Genomic DNA, 21,412 nt, shown 5'->3' on the forward strand with positions numbered 1-21,412 from the left:
CCGGGAGCGCCGACTAGGGCCAGAATCAAGCCAGTTGACACTCGGCCACCGCAGCTCCGGTAGGGTGATCGCCCGATCAGGACCCGTGAGAAAACTGCGCATTTGAACACAAGGGGGCAACGCGGCGATGGGTGCGGCCACGCGTGAACGCACTAGGCGGGAGGCCCGCCGGGCACCCGGTTCTTCCCGACAGCAACGGGGCAATGCCTCGGCCGGCGCGCCGGCCGGCCGGTCGGTGAGTGTGCCCGCGACGACGGCCCTGCGGTCGGTCGCGCGGACCGGCCTCCCCGCCGCCGTACTGCGGCGGATGGTGCTCGTCGAGGCCGCCCTGGCCCTCGTCGTGGCGGGCCTCGCACTCGGTGGCCCCTGGCTTGTGGCCGCGGTCCCGGTCGCCTGTCTGCTGGTGGTCGTCGCGGTGGTGCGCCGTCGGGGCCGGGCCGTGCGCGACTGGCTGTCCACGGCACTCGCCCTTCGCGAGCGCAGGCGGACGGCGGCGGCGCCCGCCCCGGGCACGGAGCCGCAGCTGGCCCCGGTGGCGGAGAGCGTTCCGGGCCTCGCCCCGTACGCCTACGTCGACCGGAGCCGGCGCACGGTGGGCATGGTCGGGGACGGCACGTTCCTGACGGCCGTCGTACGGGTCGAGGCCGACGGCGAGTCGCTGCACCGGGCGCGCGGGGCGCGGGCGCTCCCGCTCTCCCTCCTGGGCAACGCCCTGACGGTGGACGACATCGTGCTGGAGTCCGCGCAGCTCCTGCAGCAGGTACGCCCCGCTCCGGCGCAGCATCTGCCGCAGCGGTCGGCGGCGCGGCTCTCCTACGCCCCGCTCCAGGAACGGATCGGGGCGCCCGCGCTGCGGATGACCTGGGTGGCCGTGAAGCTGGATCCGCAACTGTGCCGGGAGGCGGTCGAGGCGCGCGGGGGCGGCATCGGCGGGGCCCAGCGCTGCCTGGTACGGGTCGCCGACCATGTGGCGAGCCGGATCACCGGCGCCGGGTTCCGGGCCGTGGTGCTGGACCAGGAGGAGCTGCACTCCGCCGTGGCCGCGTCCGCCTGCGCCAGCCCCATGCTGTCGGCCCGCGCCGGGCGGCCGGACGCCGCCCCGCAGCGGCGGACGTCTGAGACGGCGAGGGCCTGGCGGTGCGACGACCGCCGGCACACCGCCTACGTGGTGGGCCGCTGGCCCGAGTTGGGCCGGGGGGCGACCCCGCTCCCCCTCCTCGTCTCCCTGCTGACCTCGGTCCCGGCGTACGCGACGGCCTTCAGCCTGACGGTGCGGCGCGGGGCGCACCGGGGCGAGGTGTCGGTCGTCGGCCATGTACGGGTCACGGGCGGATCGGACACGGAACTGGTCGGCGTGCGAAGGACATTGGAGCAGGCCGCACGGCACGCCGAGGTCGGCCTGGTGCGCCTGGACCGGGAGCAGGTGCCGGGTGTGCTGGCGACGCTTCCGCTGGGAGGTGCGCGATGACGGTACGGATCCCATCGGGACGGGGGCTGCGCGGTCCGCGCCACGCGGGGCACACCCTGACCGCGGAGCACCTGGGCGCCCTGTCGCTGCCGGTCGGGGACGACGGCGTGATCATCGGCACCGATGCCGAGGGGCACTCGCAGATGATCGGGTTCCACCGGCCGGCGCCGTACGACGTCCTGCTGGTCGGCGGGTTGTGGACGGCCCAGGTCCTGGCGCTGCGCGCGGCGGCGACCGGGGCGCGGGTGGCGGTCGAGACCGGGCGCTCCCGGGCGTGGACGGCCCTGGCGCAGGCCGCGGGCGCCGGCCTCGAATGCGTCTCCCTCCATGACGTGGGCCGGGTTCCGCCGACCGGGGCGACCGTGGGCAGCCCGGTGGTGGTGGTGCGGGACTGCGGGATGCGGCCGCCCCGGGGCCGGGTGGTGTCCTCGCCCTGGCAGTCGGTGCTGACACTGCTGCCCTATCTGAGCCCGGTGGCGCCGCGCCTGATGCGGGCTTCGGCGCTCGTGGGCGTCCAGCGGGTCTCGCCGGAAGAGGCCGACCGGATCGGCGGGATCCTGGGGCTCTCCCGTATCGAGAGCGAGGCACTGCCGACCCTGTCGGACGGCGTCACGCTCTGGGTCGCGGGCGGTGAACGGCACTGGGTGCGGACGGACGCGACGGAGGTCGAGACACAACTGCTGGGGGATGCCCGCCGGATGGACTGAATACTGTCCATTCACCGCCCCGGAACCACTGGCTCCGGGGAAGATGGCCAGAGAACGACACGGTTCGATCGAAAGGGACGCCGACATGGGCACCCAGCAGGAGAAGGACGAGCTCTACGCTCTCGACATCTCGGATGTGGAGTGGCTGTGCGCACCGGGGACCGAGGAAGTCGAGGAGCGGGTCGAGATCGCCCATCTCCCCGGTGGCGCGGTCGCCATGCGCTCCTCGCTGGATCCGGACACCGTGCTGCGGTACACGGAGGCCGAGTGGCGTGCCTTCGTGCTCGGCGCACGGGACGGCGAGTTCGACCTCGCGTAGGCGACGACCGGTCCGGGAGGGGCATCCGTCCGGCAGGACGAATGCCCCTTTTCTTATCTGTGATGACGAGTTGACGGGCACATCCACTCTCGACACGCAATCGAATACTTCGTTCCACAGGCTCCGTCGCGCCCCGGTGAGTTGTGGCCATGACGTGACCTACTGGACAGTTCCTGTCCTGCGGAACGGCCTGCCGGAGCGAGCCCCCTGGCGATTAGGCTGGGGCCGGGCGCGGCAAGAACCTGCGGGCAGGCAATGCGGGCCCGGGGGGAGAGCCAGGCGGTCAGGCAGACGGAAACGGTCGCCCCCACCCACCACGGCACAAGGGTGCTCGACCACACCAGGAGGCAAAGTGAGCGGCGATCGGGACGAGATCCGCGGGGGCTGGAACAAGCCCGTCGACGAGTCGTCCGACGCGGAGCCCGTCGAGGTGACGGGTGAGTTCACCATCGACTACACCCCGCCCGCCTGGTACACGCAGAACGCGCCGGGGGACTCGTCGGGGGGCGTCGGGACGCACCTCGCGCCGCCCACCCCGCCGGGCGGTTCGCCGGTCCCGCTGCCCGCGCAGGTGCCCGCTCCGCCGACCCCGGCCCCGGCGGCCCAGACTCCGGCGGCCCCGGCGGGCGGCGACGCCACGCCTCCGCCGCCCGCGCCCGTCATGCCCGAGCCCGCCGTTCCGGCGGACTCCGGCCGGGCGGACTCCGCTGCGGTGTCGGACCCGTTCGGGAGCGGTGACGTCGAGAGCGGTTCGACGATGCGGTTCTCGCCCGCCGCGCTGAAGCGCCAGATCGCCCGGATCGAGGGCGGTGCCGAGGACGGCGCCGGTAGCGGTCCGGCCTCCGCGAGCGACGACGGGAACGGCCCGGGGACGGGGACGGCCCCGGCGGGCGACGTCGAGGACGCCCCCGCCGCCGTGACCCCGGGCGGATCCGCCGGTGGCGCGGAGGAGCCGTCCGCGCCCGAGGATCGTACGGACCCGGCGAGCGGTCCGGCCGAGGAGCCGCGGGACGCCGTTCCCGCCGATGCCGCCCCGGCTGCGGCGCCCCAGGACGCTCCGCCTCCGGGCGCGCTGCCGGGCGCCCCGGCGCCCGCCGCGCCCAGCCCCTGGTCGTCGGCTCCTCCGCAGGGCGGGGCGCTGCCGCCGCTGCCGCCGGCCTTCCAGCCGGCCGCGCCGCACCCCGCCGCGCCCCCGTCCGCCCCGCAGTGGCCCGCTTCGGCCCCGGCCGGGCAGGTCCCCGGCGGCTACGGCTTCCCCCAGCAGCAGCCCCAGCAGCCCGCTCCCCCGGTGGCGCAGCAGCAGCCCCCGGCGCAGCAGCACCCCGCCCAGGGCGGTTACGGCTTCCCCCAGCAGCAGCCTCCCCAGCCGCAGGCGCAGGCCCAGCCCCAGTGGCCCGCCCAGTCCGGCGCACCGCTGCCGCCCCAGGCGCCCCACACCCCGCAGCCACCCGCCCAGGCCGCCCAACAGCCCCAGCCCCAGTCGGCTCAGCCGGTCCCCCAGCCCCAGCCGGGCCAGCCGCCACACCCGCAGCCGCAGCCGCCTCAGCACCAGCCGGGCGCCCCCGTCGACCCGCGCACCGGCGCCGCCTGGCCCAGTCCGGTCACCCACGACCAGCGCGAGCGCTCCGTCCCCGGCGCCCCGCTCGGATACACGGCGGCCGTGGAGCTCTCCTCCGACCGACTGGTACGGGGCAAGCAGAAGGCGAAGAGCAGCCGCAACCCCTCCGGCGCGTCCCGCTTCAAGCTGGGCGGCAAGAAGGAGGAGGCCGAGCGCCTGCGCAAGCTCGAACTGATCCGTACACCGGTGCTGTCCTGCTACCGGATCGCGGTGATCAGCCTCAAGGGCGGCGTCGGCAAGACCACGACGACCACCGCCCTCGGCGCGACGCTGGCCACCGAGCGGCAGGACAAGATCCTCGCCATCGACGCCAACCCGGACGCGGGCACGCTCGGCCGCCGGGTGCGCCGCGAGACCGGGGCGACCATCCGCGACCTGGTCCAGGCGATCCCGTACCTCAACTCGTACATGGACATCCGCAGGTTCACCTCGCAGGCGCCCTCCGGTCTGGAGATCATCGCCAACGACGTGGACCCGGCGGTCTCCACGACCTTCAACGACGAGGACTACCGGCGCGCGATCGACGTGCTGGGCAAGCAGTACCCGATCATCCTCACCGACTCGGGCACCGGCCTGCTCTACAGCGCGATGCGCGGAGTGCTGGACCTCGCCGACCAGTTGATCATCATCTCGACCCCCTCGGTCGACGGCGCGTCCAGCGCCTCCACCACACTGGACTGGCTCTCCGCGCACGGATACGCGGAACTGGTGCAGCGTTCCCTCACCGTCATCTCCGGGGTCCGCGAGACCGGCAAGATGATCAAGGTCGACGACATCGTGCAGCACTTCGAGACGCGCTGCCGCGGCGTGGTCGTCGTACCGTTCGACGAGCACCTGGCGGCGGGCGCCGAGGTCGACCTCGACATGATGCGCCCCAAGACCCGCGAGGCGTACTTCCACCTCTCCGCCCTGGTCGCCGAGGACTTCGCGCGGGCCCAGCAGCAGCAGGGGCTGTGGACGGCCAACGGCTCCACCCCGCCGCCGCAGTTCGCCCCACCGATGCCCGGTCAGCAGCAGTACCCCCCGCAGCAGCCCCAGCCGTACCCGCAGCAGCAGCCGTACGGCGGCCGGCCGCCCGCGCAGCCGTACCCGCCGCAGCCCGCCCCCGGAGCGGGACAGAACGGCTGGCAGCACCAGCCGCCGCAGGCCCCGGGCGCCCCGCAGTCCCCCGCGGGATGGCAGCAGCAGCCGCCGTCAGCGCCTCAGCAGTAAGGCAGCAGAGGTCTAAACCAATGAGGGCCCGCACCGTCCGTACGGTGCGGGCCCTTTGGGGTATTCCCGCAGACCACACGCGGTTTGGACGACCGTTGACGTGGCTCGACCACCGCTGATAAACCTTCGCTTCACCAGCTGGCGAACCACAGATCAACCCGCCTTCTCCGTGCGAGTCATGACGCGAGGTCCCTGACCATGGTCGTAAGAGTCCCACCACTCTCCACCCAGCCACGTTCCCGTCTGCGTGTTCTCCTGGCCTCCGGTGCCGCCGCGCTGGCGCTGGCCGCCGGCTCCGTCGTCCCGGGTGTGCCGTTCGGTGCCGCGCCGCAGCAGGCGCAGGCCGCCGACAGCGGGAAGTCGACCCTGACCGTCGCCGTCGCGCAGAGCGTCGACTCGATGAGCCCGTTCCTGGCGCAGAAGCTGCTCAGCACCAGCATCAGCCGGCTCATGTACGACTTCCTCACCAACTACGACGTCAAGGACAACCACGCGATCCCCGGCCTCGCCACCAAGTGGGAGCCGTCCGCGGACAAGTTGACCTGGACGTACACCATCCGCTCCGACTCCAAGTGGTCGGACGGGCAGCAGGCCACCGCCGAGGACGCGGCCTGGACGTTCAACAAGATGATGACCGATCCGGCCGCCGCGCAGGCCAACGGCAACTTCGTCGCCAACTTCAAGAAGGTCACCGCCCCGAGCCCCACGCAGCTCGTCATCGAGCTGAAGGAGCCGCAGGCCACGATGGCCGCGCTCGACGTGCCGATCGTGCCGAAGCACGTCTGGGAGAAGGTCGGCGACTTCTCCAAGTTCAACAACGACAAGTCGTTCCCGGTGGTCGGCAACGGGCCCTTCATCCTGACCGACTACAAGGTCGACCAGTACGTGAAGCTCAAGGCCAACAAGGACTTCTGGCGCGGCAAGCCGAAGTTCGACGAGCTGGTCTTCAAGACGTACAAGGACCAGGACGCCGCCGTCGCCGCGCTCCGCAAGGGCGAGGTCTCCTTCGTCGCCGGGTCCCCCGCGCTGACGCCCGCCCAGGCCGCCTCGCTCAAGGGCGAGAAGAACATCAAGGTCAACGAGGGTCCGGGCCGCCGCTTCTACTCTCTGGCCGTCAACCCGGGCGCGCAGACCAAGGACGGCAAGAAGTTCGGCGACGGCAACCCGGCGCTGCACGACCAGAAGGTGCGCCAGGCGCTCTTCCTCTCCGTCGACCGCCAGACCATCATCGACAAGGTCTTCCAGGGCCACGCCGTCGAGGGCCAGGGCTACATCCCGCCGCGCTACACCGCGTACGCGTGGAAGCCGACCGCCGAGCAGAGCCTGGCCTACAACCCGGCGAAGGCGGCCAAGCTGCTCGACGAGGCCGGCTACGAGCTCAAGGGCGGCAAGCGGGTCGGCAAGGACGGCAAGCCGCTCGACCTGCGCATCCTCTGCCACGCCACGGATCCGAACGACGGCGCGATCGGCAAGTACCTCAAGGAGTGGTGGGGCAAGCTCGGTATCGGCCTGAAGGTCGAGTGCACGGACGAGGCCTCCGTTCCCTGGTACGCCGGTGAGTACGACCTCGCCTTCGACGGCTGGTCGGTCAACCCCGACCCCGACTTCGTGCTCGGCATCCACACCTGCGCCGCCCTGCCCGTCAAGGCGAAGGACAGCGCCACCACCGACAACTTCATCTGCGACAAGACGTACGACGAGCTCTACAAGAAGCAGCTCGCCGAGTACGACCCGGCGAAGCGCACCGAGCTCGTCAACCAGATGCAGTCGTGGCTGTACGACTCCGGGTACATGAGCGTCATGGCGTACCCGAACGCGGTCGAGGCGTACCGCACCGACCAGATCAAGTCGATCACGACCATGCCCGAGGCGGCCGGGAACATCTACGGCCAGGACGGCTACTGGAGCTGGTGGTCCGCGGTTCCCGCGTCCGGCGACAGTTCGGACGGCTCCGGCGGGTCGGGCTCGACCGGTGTCGTCATCGGCATCATCGTGGTGGTCGTGGTGCTCGCCGGTGGCGGGCTGTTCCTCGCCCGGCGCCGCAGCACCACGGCGGACGATCGCGAGTAATCACCTGATCGGGTGAAGAGGGGCCGGCCGGGGAATATGCACCTCACCGGCCGGCCCTCTGCACGTGCGGCACGAGTAACGAGAGTTCCCCATGACAGCTGACAGCACTCCGGCGCTCGTGCAGCACGCGGATGCGGAGACCGAGGGCCCGGCACAGTCCGGTCCGTCGCCCGCACGCGGCCCACGGGCGCGCAACACCAAGGCATACCTCCGATACGTCGTGACCAAGATCGCGGGCGCGGCGGTCTCGCTCTTCGCGGTCCTGGTCACCAGCTTCTTCCTCTTCCGGCTCATCCCGAGCGACCCGGTCAAGCAGATGACCGGCGGACGTCCCACCTCTGCCGAACAACTCCAGTCCATGCGGCATGAGTTGGGCCTCGACCTGCCGATGTGGCGGCAGTTCGTCTCGTACGTCGGCGACGCGCTCACCGGCGACTTCGGGATGTCGTTCCAGTACCACATGCCGGTCATCGACAAGATCACCGCGGCGATTCCGGCCACCCTGCTCCTCACCGGCACCTCGTACCTCCTGTACACCGCGCTCGGCATCTGGCTCGGCACCCGTACCGCCTGGCGGAACGGCTCCCGGAGCGACCGCTTCCACACCGCGTTCGCGCTGACCCTCTACTCGGTGCCGTCGTTCTGGCTGGGCCTGCTGCTGATCATCGTCTTCTCGGTGGGCATCGGTCCGATCCCCGGCCTGTTCCCGACCGGCGGCCTGGATTCCGCCGACGGCACGACCGGCTTCGCCCACGTCCTGGACGTGGCGCACCACCTGGTGCTGCCGGTGGTCACCCTGGTGGCCGTCGGCTACGCGCAGACGCTGCTGGTGATGCGCTCCTCGCTGCTCGACGAGATGGGCAGCGACTATCTGACGACGGCCCGCGCGAAGGGGCTGCGGGACGACTCCGTACGGCGCAAGCACGCCGTGCCGAACGCGATGCTGCCGACCTTCACGCTGATGTTCGTGAACCTCGGGCATGTGGTCGCCGGGCAGATCCTGGTGGAGACGGTGTTCTCCTGGCCGGGGCTCGGCGGGCTGTTCTACGAGTCGCTCAGGGTGCCCGACCTCCCGCTCGTCCAGGCGCTGTTCTTCGTCTTCGCCACCGCGGTGATCCTGGCGAACACCCTGGCCGACCTGCTCTATCCGCTGCTCGATCCCCGGGTGGGCCGATGACGACCGAATCCATGCCCACGTCCACCGGGACTCCCACGGAGCCGGCCCCCGCGCCCGCGCAGAGTGCGCGCGCCCTGGCCCGGGCCCGCAGACGCCGGTCCGCCGCCCGCTTCTGGCGGGAGTACCGCAAGCACCGGAGCGGGCTGTGGGGGCTGGGCGCGCTCGCCCTGATCGCGCTGATCGCCCTGTTCGCGCCGCAGCTGGTGGGCGCCGACGCGCAGAGCGTGACCGAGGCCCCGGGCAGCGCGATGGAGTCGCCGAGCGGTGAATTCCCGCTGGGCACCGACTCGTACGGCCGGAGCGTGCTGGCGCTGCTGGTGTGGGGGGCCAGGATCTCGCTCACCGTGGGGCTGCTCGCGGCGTTCCTCTGTGTCGCCATCGGCACGGTCGTCGGGATCGTCGCGGGGCACTTCCACGGCTGGTACTCCACGGTCCTGATGCGGATCACCGACTGGTTCCTGGTGATGCCGACCCTGGTCCTCGCCATCGCGCTCGCCGCCGTGATGGACCGTTCGATGTGGACGGTCATCATCGCGATCGGCGTCACCACCTGGCCGACCACGGCCCGGCTGGTGCGGGCCCAGACGCTTTCCGTGGAGTCCCGCCCGTACATCGAGCGGGCCCGCGCGCTGGGCGGTGGCCACGGCCATGTCATGGTGCGGCACGTGCTGCCGAACGTGATGCCGCTGGTGCTCGCCCAGACCACCCTGGTGATCTCCAGCGCGATCCTCACCGAGGCGACCCTCGCCTTCCTCGGCCTCAGCGACCCGACCACCACCTCCTGGGGCGGCATGCTCCAGGACGCCCGCTCGGCGGGCGCGGTGAGCGCGGGCGACTGGTGGTACCTGGCCCCGCCCGGCATCGCCATCGCGCTGGTCGCCCTGGCGTTCACGCTGTGCGGGCGCGCCGTCGAGTCCGTCCTCAATCCCAAGCTGGGGGTGGCCCGTTGAGCACGACGAGCATCCAGAAGCCGCCGCTCCTCGACGTACGCGACCTCACGGTGACGTACGCGGGCGGGGCACAGGCCGTCCGCGGGGTGAACCTCTCGGTCGGCGCGGGGCAGAAGCTCGGCATCGCCGGTGAGTCCGGGTGCGGGAAGTCGACGCTGGCACTGGCACTGCTGCGGCTGCTGCCCGCCGGCACGAAGGTCACCGGCGAGATCCTGCTGAACGGCGAGGACGTCCTCGCCATGAAGTGGGGCCAGGTCCGGGCGGTGCGCTGGGCGGGCGCCTCGATCGTCTTCCAGGGCGCGATGCACTCGCTCAACGCCGTGCACCGCATCGGCGACCAGATCGCCGAACCGATCCTGCTGCACAAGCTGGCGACACCGGAAGGGGCGGCGAAGCGGGTCGGCGAACTGCTGGAGCACGTGGGGCTGCCCGCCTCCCGGGCCTCCGCCTATCCGCACGAGCTCTCCGGCGGGCAGCGGCAGCGCGTGATGATCGCGATGGCGCTCGCCTGCGATCCGGGCCTGATCATCGCGGACGAGCCGACCACGGCCCTCGACGTGATGATCCAGGCGCAGATCCTCCGGCTGATCGAGCGGCTGGTGGCCGAGCAGGACCTCGGTCTGATCATGATCAGCCATGACCTCGCGGTGCTCTCGGACACCTGCGACCGGCTCGCGGTGATGTACGCGGGCCGGGTCGTCGAGGAGGGCCCGGCCGCCGAGGTCTACGAGCACGCGCACCATCCGTACGCCAAGGCCCTGTCCGGCGCGTTCCCGCGCATCGGCGACCCGGCCTCCCGGTTCGCCCCCCGCGGGCTGCCCGGCGATCCGCCGGACCCCGCGGCCCTGCCCGGCGGCTGCACCTTCCACCCGCGCTGCCCGGCGGCCGTGGAGTCCTGCGCGAGCGAGGACCAGGAGCTGCGGGCCGTGGACGCGGGGCGGCGGGTCGCCTGCGCGCTGGTGGGGCCCGGGGCGGCCGTGGAAACGGCCCTGCCGGGCGCCGAGGAAGCAAGGAGCACAACATGACCACGCCCCCTCCCCTGCTCAGCGCCCAGGAGCTGAAGGTCGCCTTCCCCAGCCGGCGCGGGGCCGCCCCGGCGCGGGCCGTGGACGGTGTCGACCTGGACATCCGGCCGGGCGAGATCGTCGCCCTGGTCGGGGAGTCCGGCTGCGGCAAGACCACACTGGCGCGCTCGCTGCTCGGCCTGGTCCCCCCGACGTCCGGCCGGGTCACCTTCGACGGCGAACCGCTCGACTACGGCAGCCGGGCGCTGAAGAAGTACCGCAAGCGGGTCCAGTTGGTGCTCCAGGACCCCAGCGGCTCCCTCAACCCCCGGCACACGGTGTACGACGCCGTCGCCGAGGGGCTGCGCATCCACGGATACACGGGCGACGAGCGGGCGGCGGTCGCCGACGCGCTGTCGCGGTCGGGGCTCCGGCCGCCGGAACGGTTCTTCCTGCGGTACCCGCACGAGCTGTCCGGCGGGCAGCGCCAGCGGGTGGTGATCGCCGGCGCGCTGGTGCTGGAGCCCGAGCTGATCGTGGCCGACGAACCGGTGGCCTCGCTGGACGCCTCGGTACGCGGCGAGATCCTGGCCCTGATGCTGCGGCTCCGGGACGAGCTGGGGCTCTCCGCGCTGGTCGTCACGCACGATCTCGGCCTGGCGTGGAACATCGCGGACCGGGTCGCCGTGATGTACCTCGGGCGGATCGTGGAGACCGGCAAGGTCGAGGAGATACTGACCGCGCCCCGGCACCCGTACACCCGGGCGCTGCTGTCGGTGCTGCCGGAGTCCGGGGAGGAACCGGTGATCCTCACCGGCGAGCCGCCGGACCCGTCCAAGGTGCCGTCCGGCTGCCGCTTCCATGCCCGGTGCCAGGTGCTGGCCTCGGGCGAGGCCGAGCGGGCGGGCGTCGCGGCGGACTGCCGTACGAAGGACCTGCCGGTGCTCACGGGCGGCGGGCAGACCCAGGTGGCCTGCCACTGGGCCGCCGCCACCGAGGCCGGGGCGTAGACGCGCGGGGGCCGGGACCGTTCCGCACGGTCCCGGCCCCCGGCTGCTCTCAGCCCCGTTCGTACGCGGCGACCAGCTCGCTGCACCGCTTCACGTCGGCGGCCATCGCCACCAGCAGCTCGTCGACCGAGCCGAACTTCAGCATCCCGCGCACGTACGCGAGGAAGTCCACCGAGACGTGCAGCCCGTACAGGTCGAGGCCGACGCGGTCGATCGCGTACGCCTCCACCGTCCGCTCCGTGGCGTCGAACTGCAGGTTGGTGCCGACCGAGATGGCGGCGGGCATCGCCTCGCCGTCCACGTTCAGCCAGCCCGCGTAGACGCCGTCGGCGGGGATCGCGGTGTGCGGCAGGGTCTCCACGTTGGCGGTGGGGAAGCCCAGCTCGCGGCCTCGCTGCGCCCCGCGCACCACGACGCCCTCCACCCGGTGCGGGCGGCCCAGGATCTCGGCGGCGCCCGCGACGTCGCCCTCGGCGACCAGGCGCCGGGTCAGGGTGGAGGAGAACGGCTCGCCGCCGCCCGCCTCGCCGCTCACGGACAGGTCGACGACCTCGACGCGGTAGTCGTACGTCGCGCCGAACTCGGTGAGCAGCTCCACATTGCCCGCGGCACGGTGGCCGAAGCGGAAGTTCGGTCCCTCGATGACCAGCCGGGCGTGCAGCTTGTCGACGAGCACCTTCACGATGAAGTCGGCGGGCGCCAGCTGGGAGAACGCGGTGGTGAACGGCAGGACGAGCATCGCGTCCACACCCAGCTCCGCCATCAGCTCGGCGCGCCGGTGGTGCGGGGCGAGCAGCGGCGGATGGCTGCCGGGCCGTACGACCTCGCTGGGGTGCGGGTCGAAGGTGACCACGACCGCCGGCACGCCCAGCTCGCGGGCGCGCTCCACGGCCCGCCCGATGATCAGCTGGTGCCCACGGTGCACCCCGTCGTAGGAGCCGATGGTGACGACGCTGCGTCCCCAGTCCTCGGGGATGTCCTCCAAGCCACGCCAGCGCTGCACTCTGACCGCTCCTCGCCCTCACCTGTGTACGTGGGTGTCCCTTACGCAGGTCTAAGACTGCCATGCTCACGCCGCGCGGCCTGCATCGGCATCGCCTTCGGGTCGCCCGCCCCCGCCACCGCCCGCCGCGCGTCCGGCCCGATCAGGGACTCCCACTGCCCCGGCGCGTCGGCCAGCCAGCCGGTCACCAGCCCGGCGAATCCTGGCACGGCACGGGCCAGCTCCACCAGCCGGGCCTCGAACCGGGCCGCGCCCTCGGGGGTACGGGACAGCAGGGTGCCGGTGCGGTGGACCAGGGCGCGGGTCCGGACCGGGGCGCGGGTGCCCGAGCCGGTCGCGGCGGCACGCAGCAGCGCGTCGAGCACGACGGGGTCGCGGTGGTCCTCCTGCTCGAAGTCGAGGAGGACCTCCAGCAGCTGCTCGCGCAGCGGCCCGGAGGCGGCGCTGCCGGGCGAGGCGAGCGCTCCGGCGAGCGAGGCCCGGACCGTCGGCGGCACCGGCCGGCCCCGCAGCAGGCCGGTCACCAGCGGCAGCAGCAGGGCGCGGGCGGCGGGGCCGCGCTCCAGCCTGCGGTCCACGTACCCGGCGGCGTGCACGGCGTCGCGCGGGTGGCTGTCGACGTAGGCGCGGACGAGCCCCGCGGTGTGCAGGGCGAGCGCGGGGGCGTCGACCCCGGCGAGGGCCCACAGCACCTCGCCGGCCCCCTCGTCCGGCCGGGTCAGCCGCTCCCGGAAGGCCGCGAGGACCTGCTCCGGGTGGGAGGGCAGCGCGGTGGCGAGCGCCTCGGCGCCGGGCCCGGCCTCCCCCGCGACGAAGGCCCGCAGCGCCTGCGGGAGGTAGCGGTCGCGGGTGTCGGGGTCCTGGACGAGCAGGGCGAGCGCGGCCCCGTGCTGGGCGGCGTCGGCGGGGCGGGCCAGCAGGGCGAGGGCCGTGCCGCGCAGCAGCTCCCGGTCGGTCTCCGGTGTGGCGTGCGCCTGGGCGAGCAGGGCGTAGGAGGCGGCGGCGGTGCGGCGGGCGCTGCGCTCCTCGTCGTGGGCCCAGCGGTGGACGGCCCGGCACAGCGCGGCGGGCTCGTCCTCGGCGAGGGCGGCGAGCAGTTCCTCGGCCCTGGGGTGGTGGGTCGAGACGAGGGCGTCGGTCAGATCGTCGACGGCCAGGTCGCGGCGGGTGTGCAGAAGCGCCTGGACGGCGGTGGCCACGGTCGGGCGCGCGGTGTCCCCGGCCCCGGCGGCCAACGGGCGCTCGTCGGTGAACCAGCCGCAGAGCAGCGGCTGCACCTCCCGGGGGCGTTCGGCGAGCCGCCGCGCGACGGCGTCCAGGAACCGCTCGCCGCCCCCGCCCGGAACGTCGGCGGGCAGCAGGAGGCGGAACAGGTCGAGCCGGTCCTTCTCGGCGAGCCTGAGCCGCCGCCAGAACCAGGGCCCGAGCACGGCGTACGTCCCCGGCCCGCCCGGCCCTCCGGTGGCCGCCCGGCGCACCACCCGGCCGGCCAGCAGCCGCAGCACGCCGAGGTACGGCCGCGCGTCGGGCACCCGGAGCAGGGTCTGCGCGATCAGCCGGACCGCCCACCAGCAGGCGTCGCGCTCCGGGGAACCGGCATCAGGCTCCCGCTCCGGCTCCGGAACGCCCCGGGCCGGGAGGCGGTCCAGCGCGCCGATCAGATCGGCCAGCTGGTGGGAGAGCGCGGCGGGCCCCTGGCGGCGGCCCATGAGCAGGAGGGCCTGGACCACCGGACCGATGCGGTGGCGCGGCACGGGCAGGGTGCGCGGCGCGTCCGGCTCCGGCTCCGGTGCCCGTTCCGGCGGGGGTGGGGCGGCCGAGCGCCTCGGCCTCGGTACCCGGACCCCGGCGGCCGCGGTGGTGTCGGGGGCCGGTTCCCCGTCCGGGCCGGCCGGTGCGTGCCAGCGGTGGACCAGGGCGCGCAGCGCCGCGTCGACGTCCAGGTGGGTGCCCTGCACCCAGTCGCCCAGCTCCTCGTGGGCGAAGCGGTAGCCGCTGCCCGCCGGGACGATCAGGCCCTCGGTGAGGACGGCCGAGGCCCAGCCCGTGCGCCAGGGGAAGACTGCCTCGAACACCTCCCGGCCGAGCTCCCCCTGCCCGGGGCCCAGGCAGCGCCGCGCCGCCTCGTGGACCTGCCCCGCCACCCGGGCGGCCAGCCTGCGGACCGCCGTCCCGCCCGGCGCCGGACCGGCCGCCGCCGCGATGCGGACGGCGATCCGCAGGCACATCAGGTCCAGATGCGCGGCGAACACCTCCTCGGTGTCGGGCTGTCCGGCCACTTCCCCGGGGAGCGCGGCGCGCACCTCGGCGAGCAGCCGCAGGGTGAGCGGGTGCCGGTCGTGGCCGGGGGCGAGGGCGTCGGGCGGAATGCCGTACCGCTCCTTGGCCCGCTCCGCCTGGACGGCGGTCAGCTCGCCCAGCGGGACCGCGTCCGGCAGCCGCTTAAGCGGGCGGGCGGGGCGGTGCAGCGAGCCGGGCGGGCAGAGCGCCCCGGCCGTCTCCCAGTGCTCGGGCCCGCAGCCGATCACCAGCCGCGCGCCGTGCTCGCGCAGCCAGGCGACCGTGGCGGTGGTCCAGCGGGCCGGTTCGAGGGCCAGGGCGGGCGGCATCTCTTCGGGTCCGTCCAGCAGGACGAGCAGCGGGCTGCCGGACTCCTCGGCCAGCCGGGCCACCCGCTCGGGTGTGGCACTCGCCATGTCGCCCGGGGCCCCTGCGGCGGAGACGATCCGCCCTGCCCTGCTCAGCGCGCGGGCGACGGCGTCGGCGACCGAGGTGTCGTCGGCCAGCAGGTCGGCGCCGCGCAGCCAGAGGGTGGGGGCGGGCACCGGGCCGCGCGCCCGCCGCGCGGTGAGCGCGGCCAGCTCCGTGGTGCGGCCGGTGCCTGGCGCCCCGACCAGGCCGAGGACCACCGCCGGCGTCGTCCGGTCCGGGGCGGCGAAGGCGTTGAACTCGGTGATGACGTCGGGGCGCTCGACCGGATCGGGGCCGCCGCCCGGCCCGTCCGCCGAACCGAGCGAGGTCGCGGTGAGGTGCAGGGCGCCCGCCAGGTTCAGGTCCCGGCCGTATCCGGGGACGGTGCACGCGTTGCGCCGCAGCAGCTCGTCGAGCGGGCCGCGACCGCCCGCCGCCGTCCACAGCGGCACGGCGAAGGCCGCGCCCGGGTGCTCGGCACGCAGCGCGGTGCCCAGTACGGCGAGGACCGCACCGCTCTCCGGGTCGAAGACCGGCCCCCCGACGGCCGCGCCGCCCGTCCGCACGGCGTCCCGGCCGTCCGTCCCGAGCGCCAGCTCCAGCGCCGCGCCGATCCGGTGGGGGCGGCCGTCGGCGGTGTACGTCACGGGGGCGGTGCCGAGCACCCGGGCCTCGCGCCGGCCGTGTGCGGCGATCGTCACGTACGTTCCGGGCTCGATGTCGTCCCGCCGGGCGATCGGGACCGGCTCCGCGCCCAGCGCGCCGGGGCCCGGGGTGCGCAGCAGCGCGAGGCCCAGGGCGGGCAGCGGTGTGATGTCGCCCGGCCCCACCGTGTGGCCGCGGCCGTCCGGCCCGTGGAGCACCGGCCGGGCCAGGCCGGTCACGGCTTCGTGGCTCGTCACCACCGTGCCCCGGTCGTCGGCGACGAATCCGGTGCCTCTCGGCCGGCCGCCCGGATCGCAGATGCACACCAGCGCTGCCCGGTCCCCGCTTCGCATGGTCCGACGTTAGGCCCGGATGATCGGCGACTGCGCCACTCGGAGTAGAAACGCCCCTGTATGCACCCTGGATTCACTCCGAGCGCTGCCCCGGGCGGGTGAATGACCGGCGCCGGGTGGACGGATGCGGGGCGGGTGCGGATCGTTCCGCACCCGCCCCGCGGCGGGAATGTGGCCCCGGGAGGGCCGCCCCGTCCTCAGGCGAAGACGGCGAGGCTCTTGGCCTTGCCCTTCTGGTCCTCCACCAGGGCGAGGAAGCGCCCGTCGGGCCCGAAGACACCGACCGGTCCCGGCGGGAAGGCCGGCATGTCCAGCCGTACGCCGTTCAGCAGCAGCCGGGCGCGCTTCTCGTCCACGTCCCAGCGCGGGAAGGCCGAGGCGGCGGCGTCGGCCACCGGCATCACGGTCAGCTCCTCCTGGTGCTGGTCGAGCGTCCGCGCCGCGTCGAGACCGTACGGCCCGACCCGGGTGCGCCGCAGCGCGGTCAGATGCCCGCCGACGCCGAGCCCGGCACCGAGGTCCCGGGCGATGGCACGGATGTACGTGCCCGAGGAGCAGACGACCGAGACGATCAGGTCGACGACGGGGGTGCCGTCCTCGGCGGTCTCGGGGCGGACGTCGTAGACCCGGAAGGACGAGATCGTCACCGGGCGGGCCGGGATCTCGAACTCCTCGCCGCCGCGCACCCGCGCGTAGGACCGCTTGCCGTCGATCTTGATGGCGCTGACCTTGGACGGCACCTGCATGATCGGGCCGGTCAGGGCGGCGACCCCGGCGTCGATGCCCTCGCGGGTCACCCCGGAGGCGTCGGTGGACGAGGTGATCTCGCCCTCCGCGTCGTCCGTGACGGTGTTCTGGCCGAGCCGGATCGTACCGAGGTACTCCTTCTCGGTCAGGGCGAGGTGGCCCAGCAGCTTGGTGGCCCGCTCGACGCCGAGCACCAGGACGCCCGTCGCCATCGGGTCCAGCGTGCCGGCGTGGCCGACCCGCCGGGTCCGGGCGATGCCGCGCATCTTGGCGACGACGTCGTGCGAAGTGAAGCCGGACGGCTTGTCGACGATGACAAGGCCGTCCGGCGTGTTCTGCGATGTCATTCGGAGGCGGCGTCCTCGTCGTTCTCGTGGTCCGCCTTGCGGTACGGGTCGGCCCCGCCCGCGTAGCTGGCGCCCGAGGACGCCTCGCGCACCCGGGCGTCCGAGGCGCGTGCCCGGTCGAGGAGGTCCTCGATCGCCTTGGCGTTGTCCGGCAGGGCGTCCGCGACGAAGGCGAGCGTGGGGGTGAACTTCGTACCCGCCGCGGCGCCGACCGCCGACCGGAGGATGCCCTTGGCGCTCTCCAGACCGGCCGCGGCGCTCGCCCGCTCCTCCTCGTCGCCGTAGACCGTGTAGAAGACCGTGGCCTCCCGCAGGTCACCGGTGACCCGGGTGTCCGTGATGGTCACGTGCGTACCCAGTCGCGGGTCCTTGATGCCGCGCTGCAGTTTCTCGGCGACCACCTCCTGGATGAGGTCCGCCAGCCTCTTAGCCCGCGCGTTGTCGGCCACTGGTCCGTCTCCTTCTTCGCCTTGCTCAGTCGTCTTCGTCGCTGTGTACCCGCCGTCGTACGGACAGCAGCTCCACTTCGGGGCGAGCGGCCACCAGCCGCTCGCACCGGTCCAGAACATCTGTGAGGTGTCCGGTGTCCCCGGAGACCACGGCAAGGCCGATCTGGGCCCTGCGATGGAGATCCTGACCGCCCACCTCCGCCGCGCTCACCGCGAATTTCCGCTGGAGTTCGGCGACGATCGGGCGGACGACGGAGCGCTTCTCCTTCAACGACCGTACGTCGCCGAGAAGCAGATCGAAGGACAGTGTCCCCACATACATGAGTGTCCGGATGTCCCGCCGGTTCGGGTTCGTGCCCCGCCCGTGCTGGGCGGGGACACCAGAACCGTACACGGAACGGCCGGGGCCGATCGACGGAAATACGACCCGTCGACCGGCCCCGACTGTTGCGGAAGGACCCGGGGGCGCACCCCCGGGTTTCCCCGTGGATCAGCCTCGCGGCTTCTCGCGCATCTCGTAGGTCGCGATGACGTCGTCGATCTTGATGTCGTTGAAGTTTCCGAGGTTGATACCACCCTCGAAGCCTTCGCGGATCTCGGTGACGTCGTCCTTGAAGCGACGGAGACCGGAGATGGTGAGGTTCTCCGCGATGACCTTGCCATCGCGCAGCAGCCGCGCCTTGGTGTTGCGCTTGACCTCGCCGGAGCGGACCAGCACACCGGCGATGTTGCCCAGCTTGGACGAGCGGAAGATCTCGCGGATCTCCGCCGTACCGAGCTCGACCTCTTCGTACTCCGGCTTGAGCATGCCCTTGAGGGCCGCCTCGATCTCCTCGATGGCCTGGTAGATCACCGAGTAGTAGCGGACGTCGACGCCCTCGCGCTCCGCCATCTGCTGGGCACGCCCGGCAGCGCGGACGTTGAAGCCGATGACGATGGCGTCGGAGCCGGTCGCCAGGTCGATGTCCGACTCGGTGACCGCACCCACACCGCGGTGCAGGACCCGGATGTCCACCTCTTCGCCGACGTCGAGCTGGAGCAGCGAGGACTCGAGAGCCTCCACCGAACCGGACGCGTCGCCCTTGATGATGAGGTTGAGCTCCTGGACCAGACCGGCCTTGAGCGCCTCGTCCAGGTTCTCCAGGGAGAACCGGACACCCTTGCGGGCGAAGTTGGCGTTGCGCTCGCGGGCGGCACGCTTCTCGGCGATCTGACGGGCCGTACGGTCCTCGTCGACCACCAGGAAGTTGTCACCGGCACCCGGGACGTTGGTGAGACCGAGCACGAGGACGGGGGTCGACGGACCCGCTTCCTCGACGTTGTTGCCGTTGTCGTCGAGCATCGCCCGGACACGGCCGTACGCGTCGCCGACCACCATGGTGTCACCGATGCGCAGCGTGCCTCGCTGGACCAGGACGGTCGAGACCGCACCGCGGCCGCGGTCGAGGTGGGACTCGATCGCGATGCCCTGCGCGTCCTGCTCCGGGTTGGCCCGCAGGTCGAGCGAGGCGTCCGCGGTCAGGACCACGGCCTCCAGCAGCTGGTCGATGTGCAGACCCTGCTTGGCGGAGATGTCGACGAACATCGTGTCGCCGCCGTACTCCTCGGCCACCAGACCGAACTCGGTGAGCTGACCGCGCACCTTGGTCGGGTCGGCACCCTCGACGTCGATCTTGTTGACCGCGACCACGATCGGCACCTCGGCCGCCTTGGCGTGGTTCAGCGCCTCGATCGTCTGGGGCATCACACCGTCGTTCGCCGCCACCACGAGGATCGCGATGTCGGTGGACTTCGCACCACGGGCACGCATGGCGGTGAACGCCTCGTGACCCGGGGTGTCGATGAAGGTGATCTTCCGGTCCTCGCCGTTGACCTCGGCGGAGACCTGGTAGGCACCGATGTGCTGGGTGATGCCGCCGGCCTCGCCCGCGACGACGTTCGTCTTGCGGATCGCGTCCAGCAGTCGGGTCTTTCCGTGGTCGACGTGACCCATGACGGTCACGACCGGCGGACGGGAGACCAGAGCCTCTTCGCCGCCCTCGTCCTCGCCGAACTCGATGTCGAAGGACTCGAGCAGCTCGCGGTCCTCCTCCTCCGGGCTGACGATCTCGAGGACGTAGTTCATCTCGTCCGCGAGCAGCCTGAGGGTGTCGTCGGAGACGGACTGCGTCGCCGTGACCATCTCGCCGAGGTTCATCATCACGGCGACGAGCGACGCCGGGTTGGCGTTGATCTTCTCCGCGAAGTCGGTGAGGGAGGCACCGCGCGACAGACGGACGGACTGCCCGTTGCCGCGGGGCAGCATGACGCCGCCCACCGACGGGGCCTGCATGGCCTCGTACTCCTGGCGCCTCTGCCGCTTCGACTTGCGACCACGACGCGCCGGACCGCCGGGACGGCCGAACGCACCCTGCGTGCCACCACGGCCACCGGGGCCGCCGGGACGGCCACCGAAGCCGGGACGACCGCCGAAGCCGCCGCCACCGCCGCCGGGACGACCCGCGCCGCCACCGCCACCGCCGCCACCGGGACGGCCGGCGAAGCCGCCGCCACCGCCGCCGGGACCGGCCGGACGACCGGCGAAGCCGGGACGACCGCCACCGCCGCCGCCCGGACGACCGCCGCCACCGGGACCACGGCCACCGGGGCCGCCGCCGGGACGCGGACCGGCCGCGGGACGCTGCGGCATCATGCCCGGGTTCGGGCGGTTACCGCTGGGGGCACCCGGACGGGGCGCCTGCGGACGCGGCATGCCACCCGGGGTCGGACGGGCGCCGCCCTGACCCTGGGGACGCGGGGCGCCACCGGGGCCGCCCTGCGGACGCGGGGCGGGACGGTCCTGGCCACCGCCGGGACGCGGGGCGCCACCGGGACGGGGGGCCTGCGGACGGGCCATGCCCGTCGAGCCGCCGGACGTGAAGGGGTTGTTGCCCGGACGGGGACCCGCCGGACGGGCGCCGGGGCGCGGAGCACCCTGGCCACCGGGGCGCGCCGGACGGTCGCCGCCGCGCTGGCCGCCGTCACGCTGACCGCCGGCCGGGGCCGGACGGGCGGGACGCGGACCAGGAGTGGCGCCCGAGGGACGCGGAGCCTGCTGCGGGGCCGGGGCCGGCGCCGAGAACTCGGCGGCCGGGACCGGGGTCACCGGGGCGGGCTTGGGCGCGGGACGCGGACCCGGACGCGGGCCCGCGGACGGCGCGGGGGTGCTGCTCGCCGGGGCGGCGGCGGCCGGCTTGGGGGCCGGTGCGCCGGGCTTCGGGGCAGCGGGACGTGCCGCGGCGGCCGGGGACGGCGCCGAGGGCTTGGCCGGCGTCGCCTTGCGGGGCGCGCCGGGCTTCGCAGCGGACTTGCCGGCGTTGCCGCCGGGCCCCTGCAGTGCGTCAGTCAACTTGCGTACAACCGGCGCCTCGATCGTCGAGGACGCCGAACGGACGAATTCACCGAGTTCCTGGAGCTTGGCCATGACGACCTTGCTCTCCACACCGAACTCCTTGGCGAGCTCGTATACCCGGACCTTAGCCACTTCGCTCCTTTTAGGTCCGGGTTACCGCCGGACCGTCGCTACTTCATGGGCGTACTCATCGCGTACTCATCGAGTGCTCATCGCAATCTCGACCTACTTCCAACTCGCGAGGTACCTGA

Annotated in this window: 15 protein-coding genes; 9 read left to right on the plus strand and 6 right to left on the minus strand. The window is 73.3% G+C overall.

The window, feature by feature from the left end:
- The first annotated feature begins 127 nt into the window (after window positions 1-127).
- From eccE to ACIQGQ_RS20355, 9 genes are all read left to right on the plus strand, one after another.
- Window positions 128-1,468, plus strand: a complete 1,341-nt coding sequence (gene eccE, locus ACIQGQ_RS20315) for a type VII secretion protein EccE (protein ID WP_402397756.1) — start codon at window positions 128-130, stop codon at window positions 1,466-1,468.
- Window positions 1,465-2,175, plus strand: coding sequence for a hypothetical protein (locus ACIQGQ_RS20320; protein WP_402397759.1), 711 nt, complete (start codon window positions 1,465-1,467; stop codon window positions 2,173-2,175). Before eccE ends, ACIQGQ_RS20320 begins: the two co-directional genes overlap by 4 nt.
- 85 nt (window positions 2,176-2,260) lie before the next feature.
- The gene (locus tag ACIQGQ_RS20325) at window positions 2,261-2,494 is read left to right on the plus strand and encodes a DUF397 domain-containing protein (protein WP_402397762.1); all 234 of its coding nucleotides are present in this window, start codon (window positions 2,261-2,263) and stop codon (window positions 2,492-2,494) included.
- Window positions 2,495-2,846: 352 nt separating this feature from the next.
- A complete protein-coding gene (locus tag ACIQGQ_RS20330) occupies window positions 2,847-5,324 on the plus strand; it encodes an SCO5717 family growth-regulating ATPase (protein ID WP_402397764.1) in 2,478 nt (825 codons plus the stop codon).
- 198 nt (window positions 5,325-5,522) lie between these two features.
- Window positions 5,523-7,394, plus strand: a complete 1,872-nt coding sequence (locus tag ACIQGQ_RS20335; protein ID WP_402397767.1) for an ABC transporter substrate-binding protein — start codon at window positions 5,523-5,525, stop codon at window positions 7,392-7,394.
- 91 nt (window positions 7,395-7,485) lie between these two features.
- Window positions 7,486-8,571 (plus strand): ABC transporter permease, encoded by a 1,086-nt coding sequence (locus tag ACIQGQ_RS20340; protein WP_402397770.1) that lies wholly within the window; start codon window positions 7,486-7,488, stop codon window positions 8,569-8,571.
- On the plus strand, window positions 8,568-9,521 hold the full coding sequence (locus tag ACIQGQ_RS20345) for an ABC transporter permease (protein WP_402397772.1): 954 nt from the start codon (window positions 8,568-8,570) through the stop codon (window positions 9,519-9,521). Before ACIQGQ_RS20340 ends, ACIQGQ_RS20345 begins: the two co-directional genes overlap by 4 nt.
- Complete coding sequence (locus tag ACIQGQ_RS20350) at window positions 9,518-10,546, plus strand: ABC transporter ATP-binding protein (RefSeq protein ID WP_402397775.1); 1,029 nt, start codon at window positions 9,518-9,520, stop codon at window positions 10,544-10,546. The genes ACIQGQ_RS20345 and ACIQGQ_RS20350 overlap by 4 nt, the downstream gene beginning before the upstream one ends.
- The gene (locus ACIQGQ_RS20355; protein WP_402397778.1) at window positions 10,543-11,535 is read left to right on the plus strand and encodes an oligopeptide/dipeptide ABC transporter ATP-binding protein; all 993 of its coding nucleotides are present in this window, start codon (window positions 10,543-10,545) and stop codon (window positions 11,533-11,535) included. Before ACIQGQ_RS20350 ends, ACIQGQ_RS20355 begins: the two co-directional genes overlap by 4 nt.
- Before the next feature lie 49 nt (window positions 11,536-11,584).
- Here the strand turns inward: ACIQGQ_RS20355 and ACIQGQ_RS20360 are convergent, their stop codons facing one another.
- From ACIQGQ_RS20360 to infB, 6 genes are all read right to left on the minus strand, one after another.
- The gene (locus ACIQGQ_RS20360) at window positions 11,585-12,538 is read right to left on the minus strand and encodes a bifunctional riboflavin kinase/FAD synthetase (RefSeq protein WP_402397781.1); all 954 of its coding nucleotides are present in this window, start codon (window positions 12,536-12,538) and stop codon (window positions 11,585-11,587) included.
- A gap of 41 nt (window positions 12,539-12,579) precedes the next feature.
- On the minus strand, window positions 12,580-16,227 hold the full coding sequence (locus tag ACIQGQ_RS20365) for a trypsin-like peptidase domain-containing protein (protein ID WP_402397784.1): 3,648 nt from the start codon (window positions 16,225-16,227) through the stop codon (window positions 12,580-12,582).
- Between the two features lie 197 nt (window positions 16,228-16,424).
- Complete coding sequence (gene truB, locus ACIQGQ_RS20370) at window positions 16,425-17,321, minus strand: tRNA pseudouridine(55) synthase TruB (protein WP_402397786.1); 897 nt, start codon at window positions 17,319-17,321, stop codon at window positions 16,425-16,427.
- Complete coding sequence (gene rbfA, locus ACIQGQ_RS20375) at window positions 17,318-17,770, minus strand: 30S ribosome-binding factor RbfA (RefSeq protein ID WP_402397788.1); 453 nt, start codon at window positions 17,768-17,770, stop codon at window positions 17,318-17,320. Before rbfA ends, truB begins: the two co-directional genes overlap by 4 nt.
- A gap of 25 nt (window positions 17,771-17,795) precedes the next feature.
- Window positions 17,796-18,092 (minus strand): DUF503 domain-containing protein, encoded by a 297-nt coding sequence (locus ACIQGQ_RS20380; RefSeq protein ID WP_402397791.1) that lies wholly within the window; start codon window positions 18,090-18,092, stop codon window positions 17,796-17,798.
- A 168-nt stretch (window positions 18,093-18,260) separates the two neighbouring features.
- Window positions 18,261-21,293: a translation initiation factor IF-2 gene (gene infB, locus ACIQGQ_RS20385; RefSeq protein WP_402397794.1), complete on the minus strand. Its 3,033-nt coding sequence runs from the start codon at window positions 21,291-21,293 to the stop codon at window positions 18,261-18,263.
- Between the last annotated feature and the right edge of the window lie 119 nt (window positions 21,294-21,412).

Source organism: Streptomyces sp. NPDC092952, from assembly GCF_044754785.1.
GTDB lineage: Bacteria > Actinomycetota > Actinomycetes > Streptomycetales > Streptomycetaceae > Streptomyces.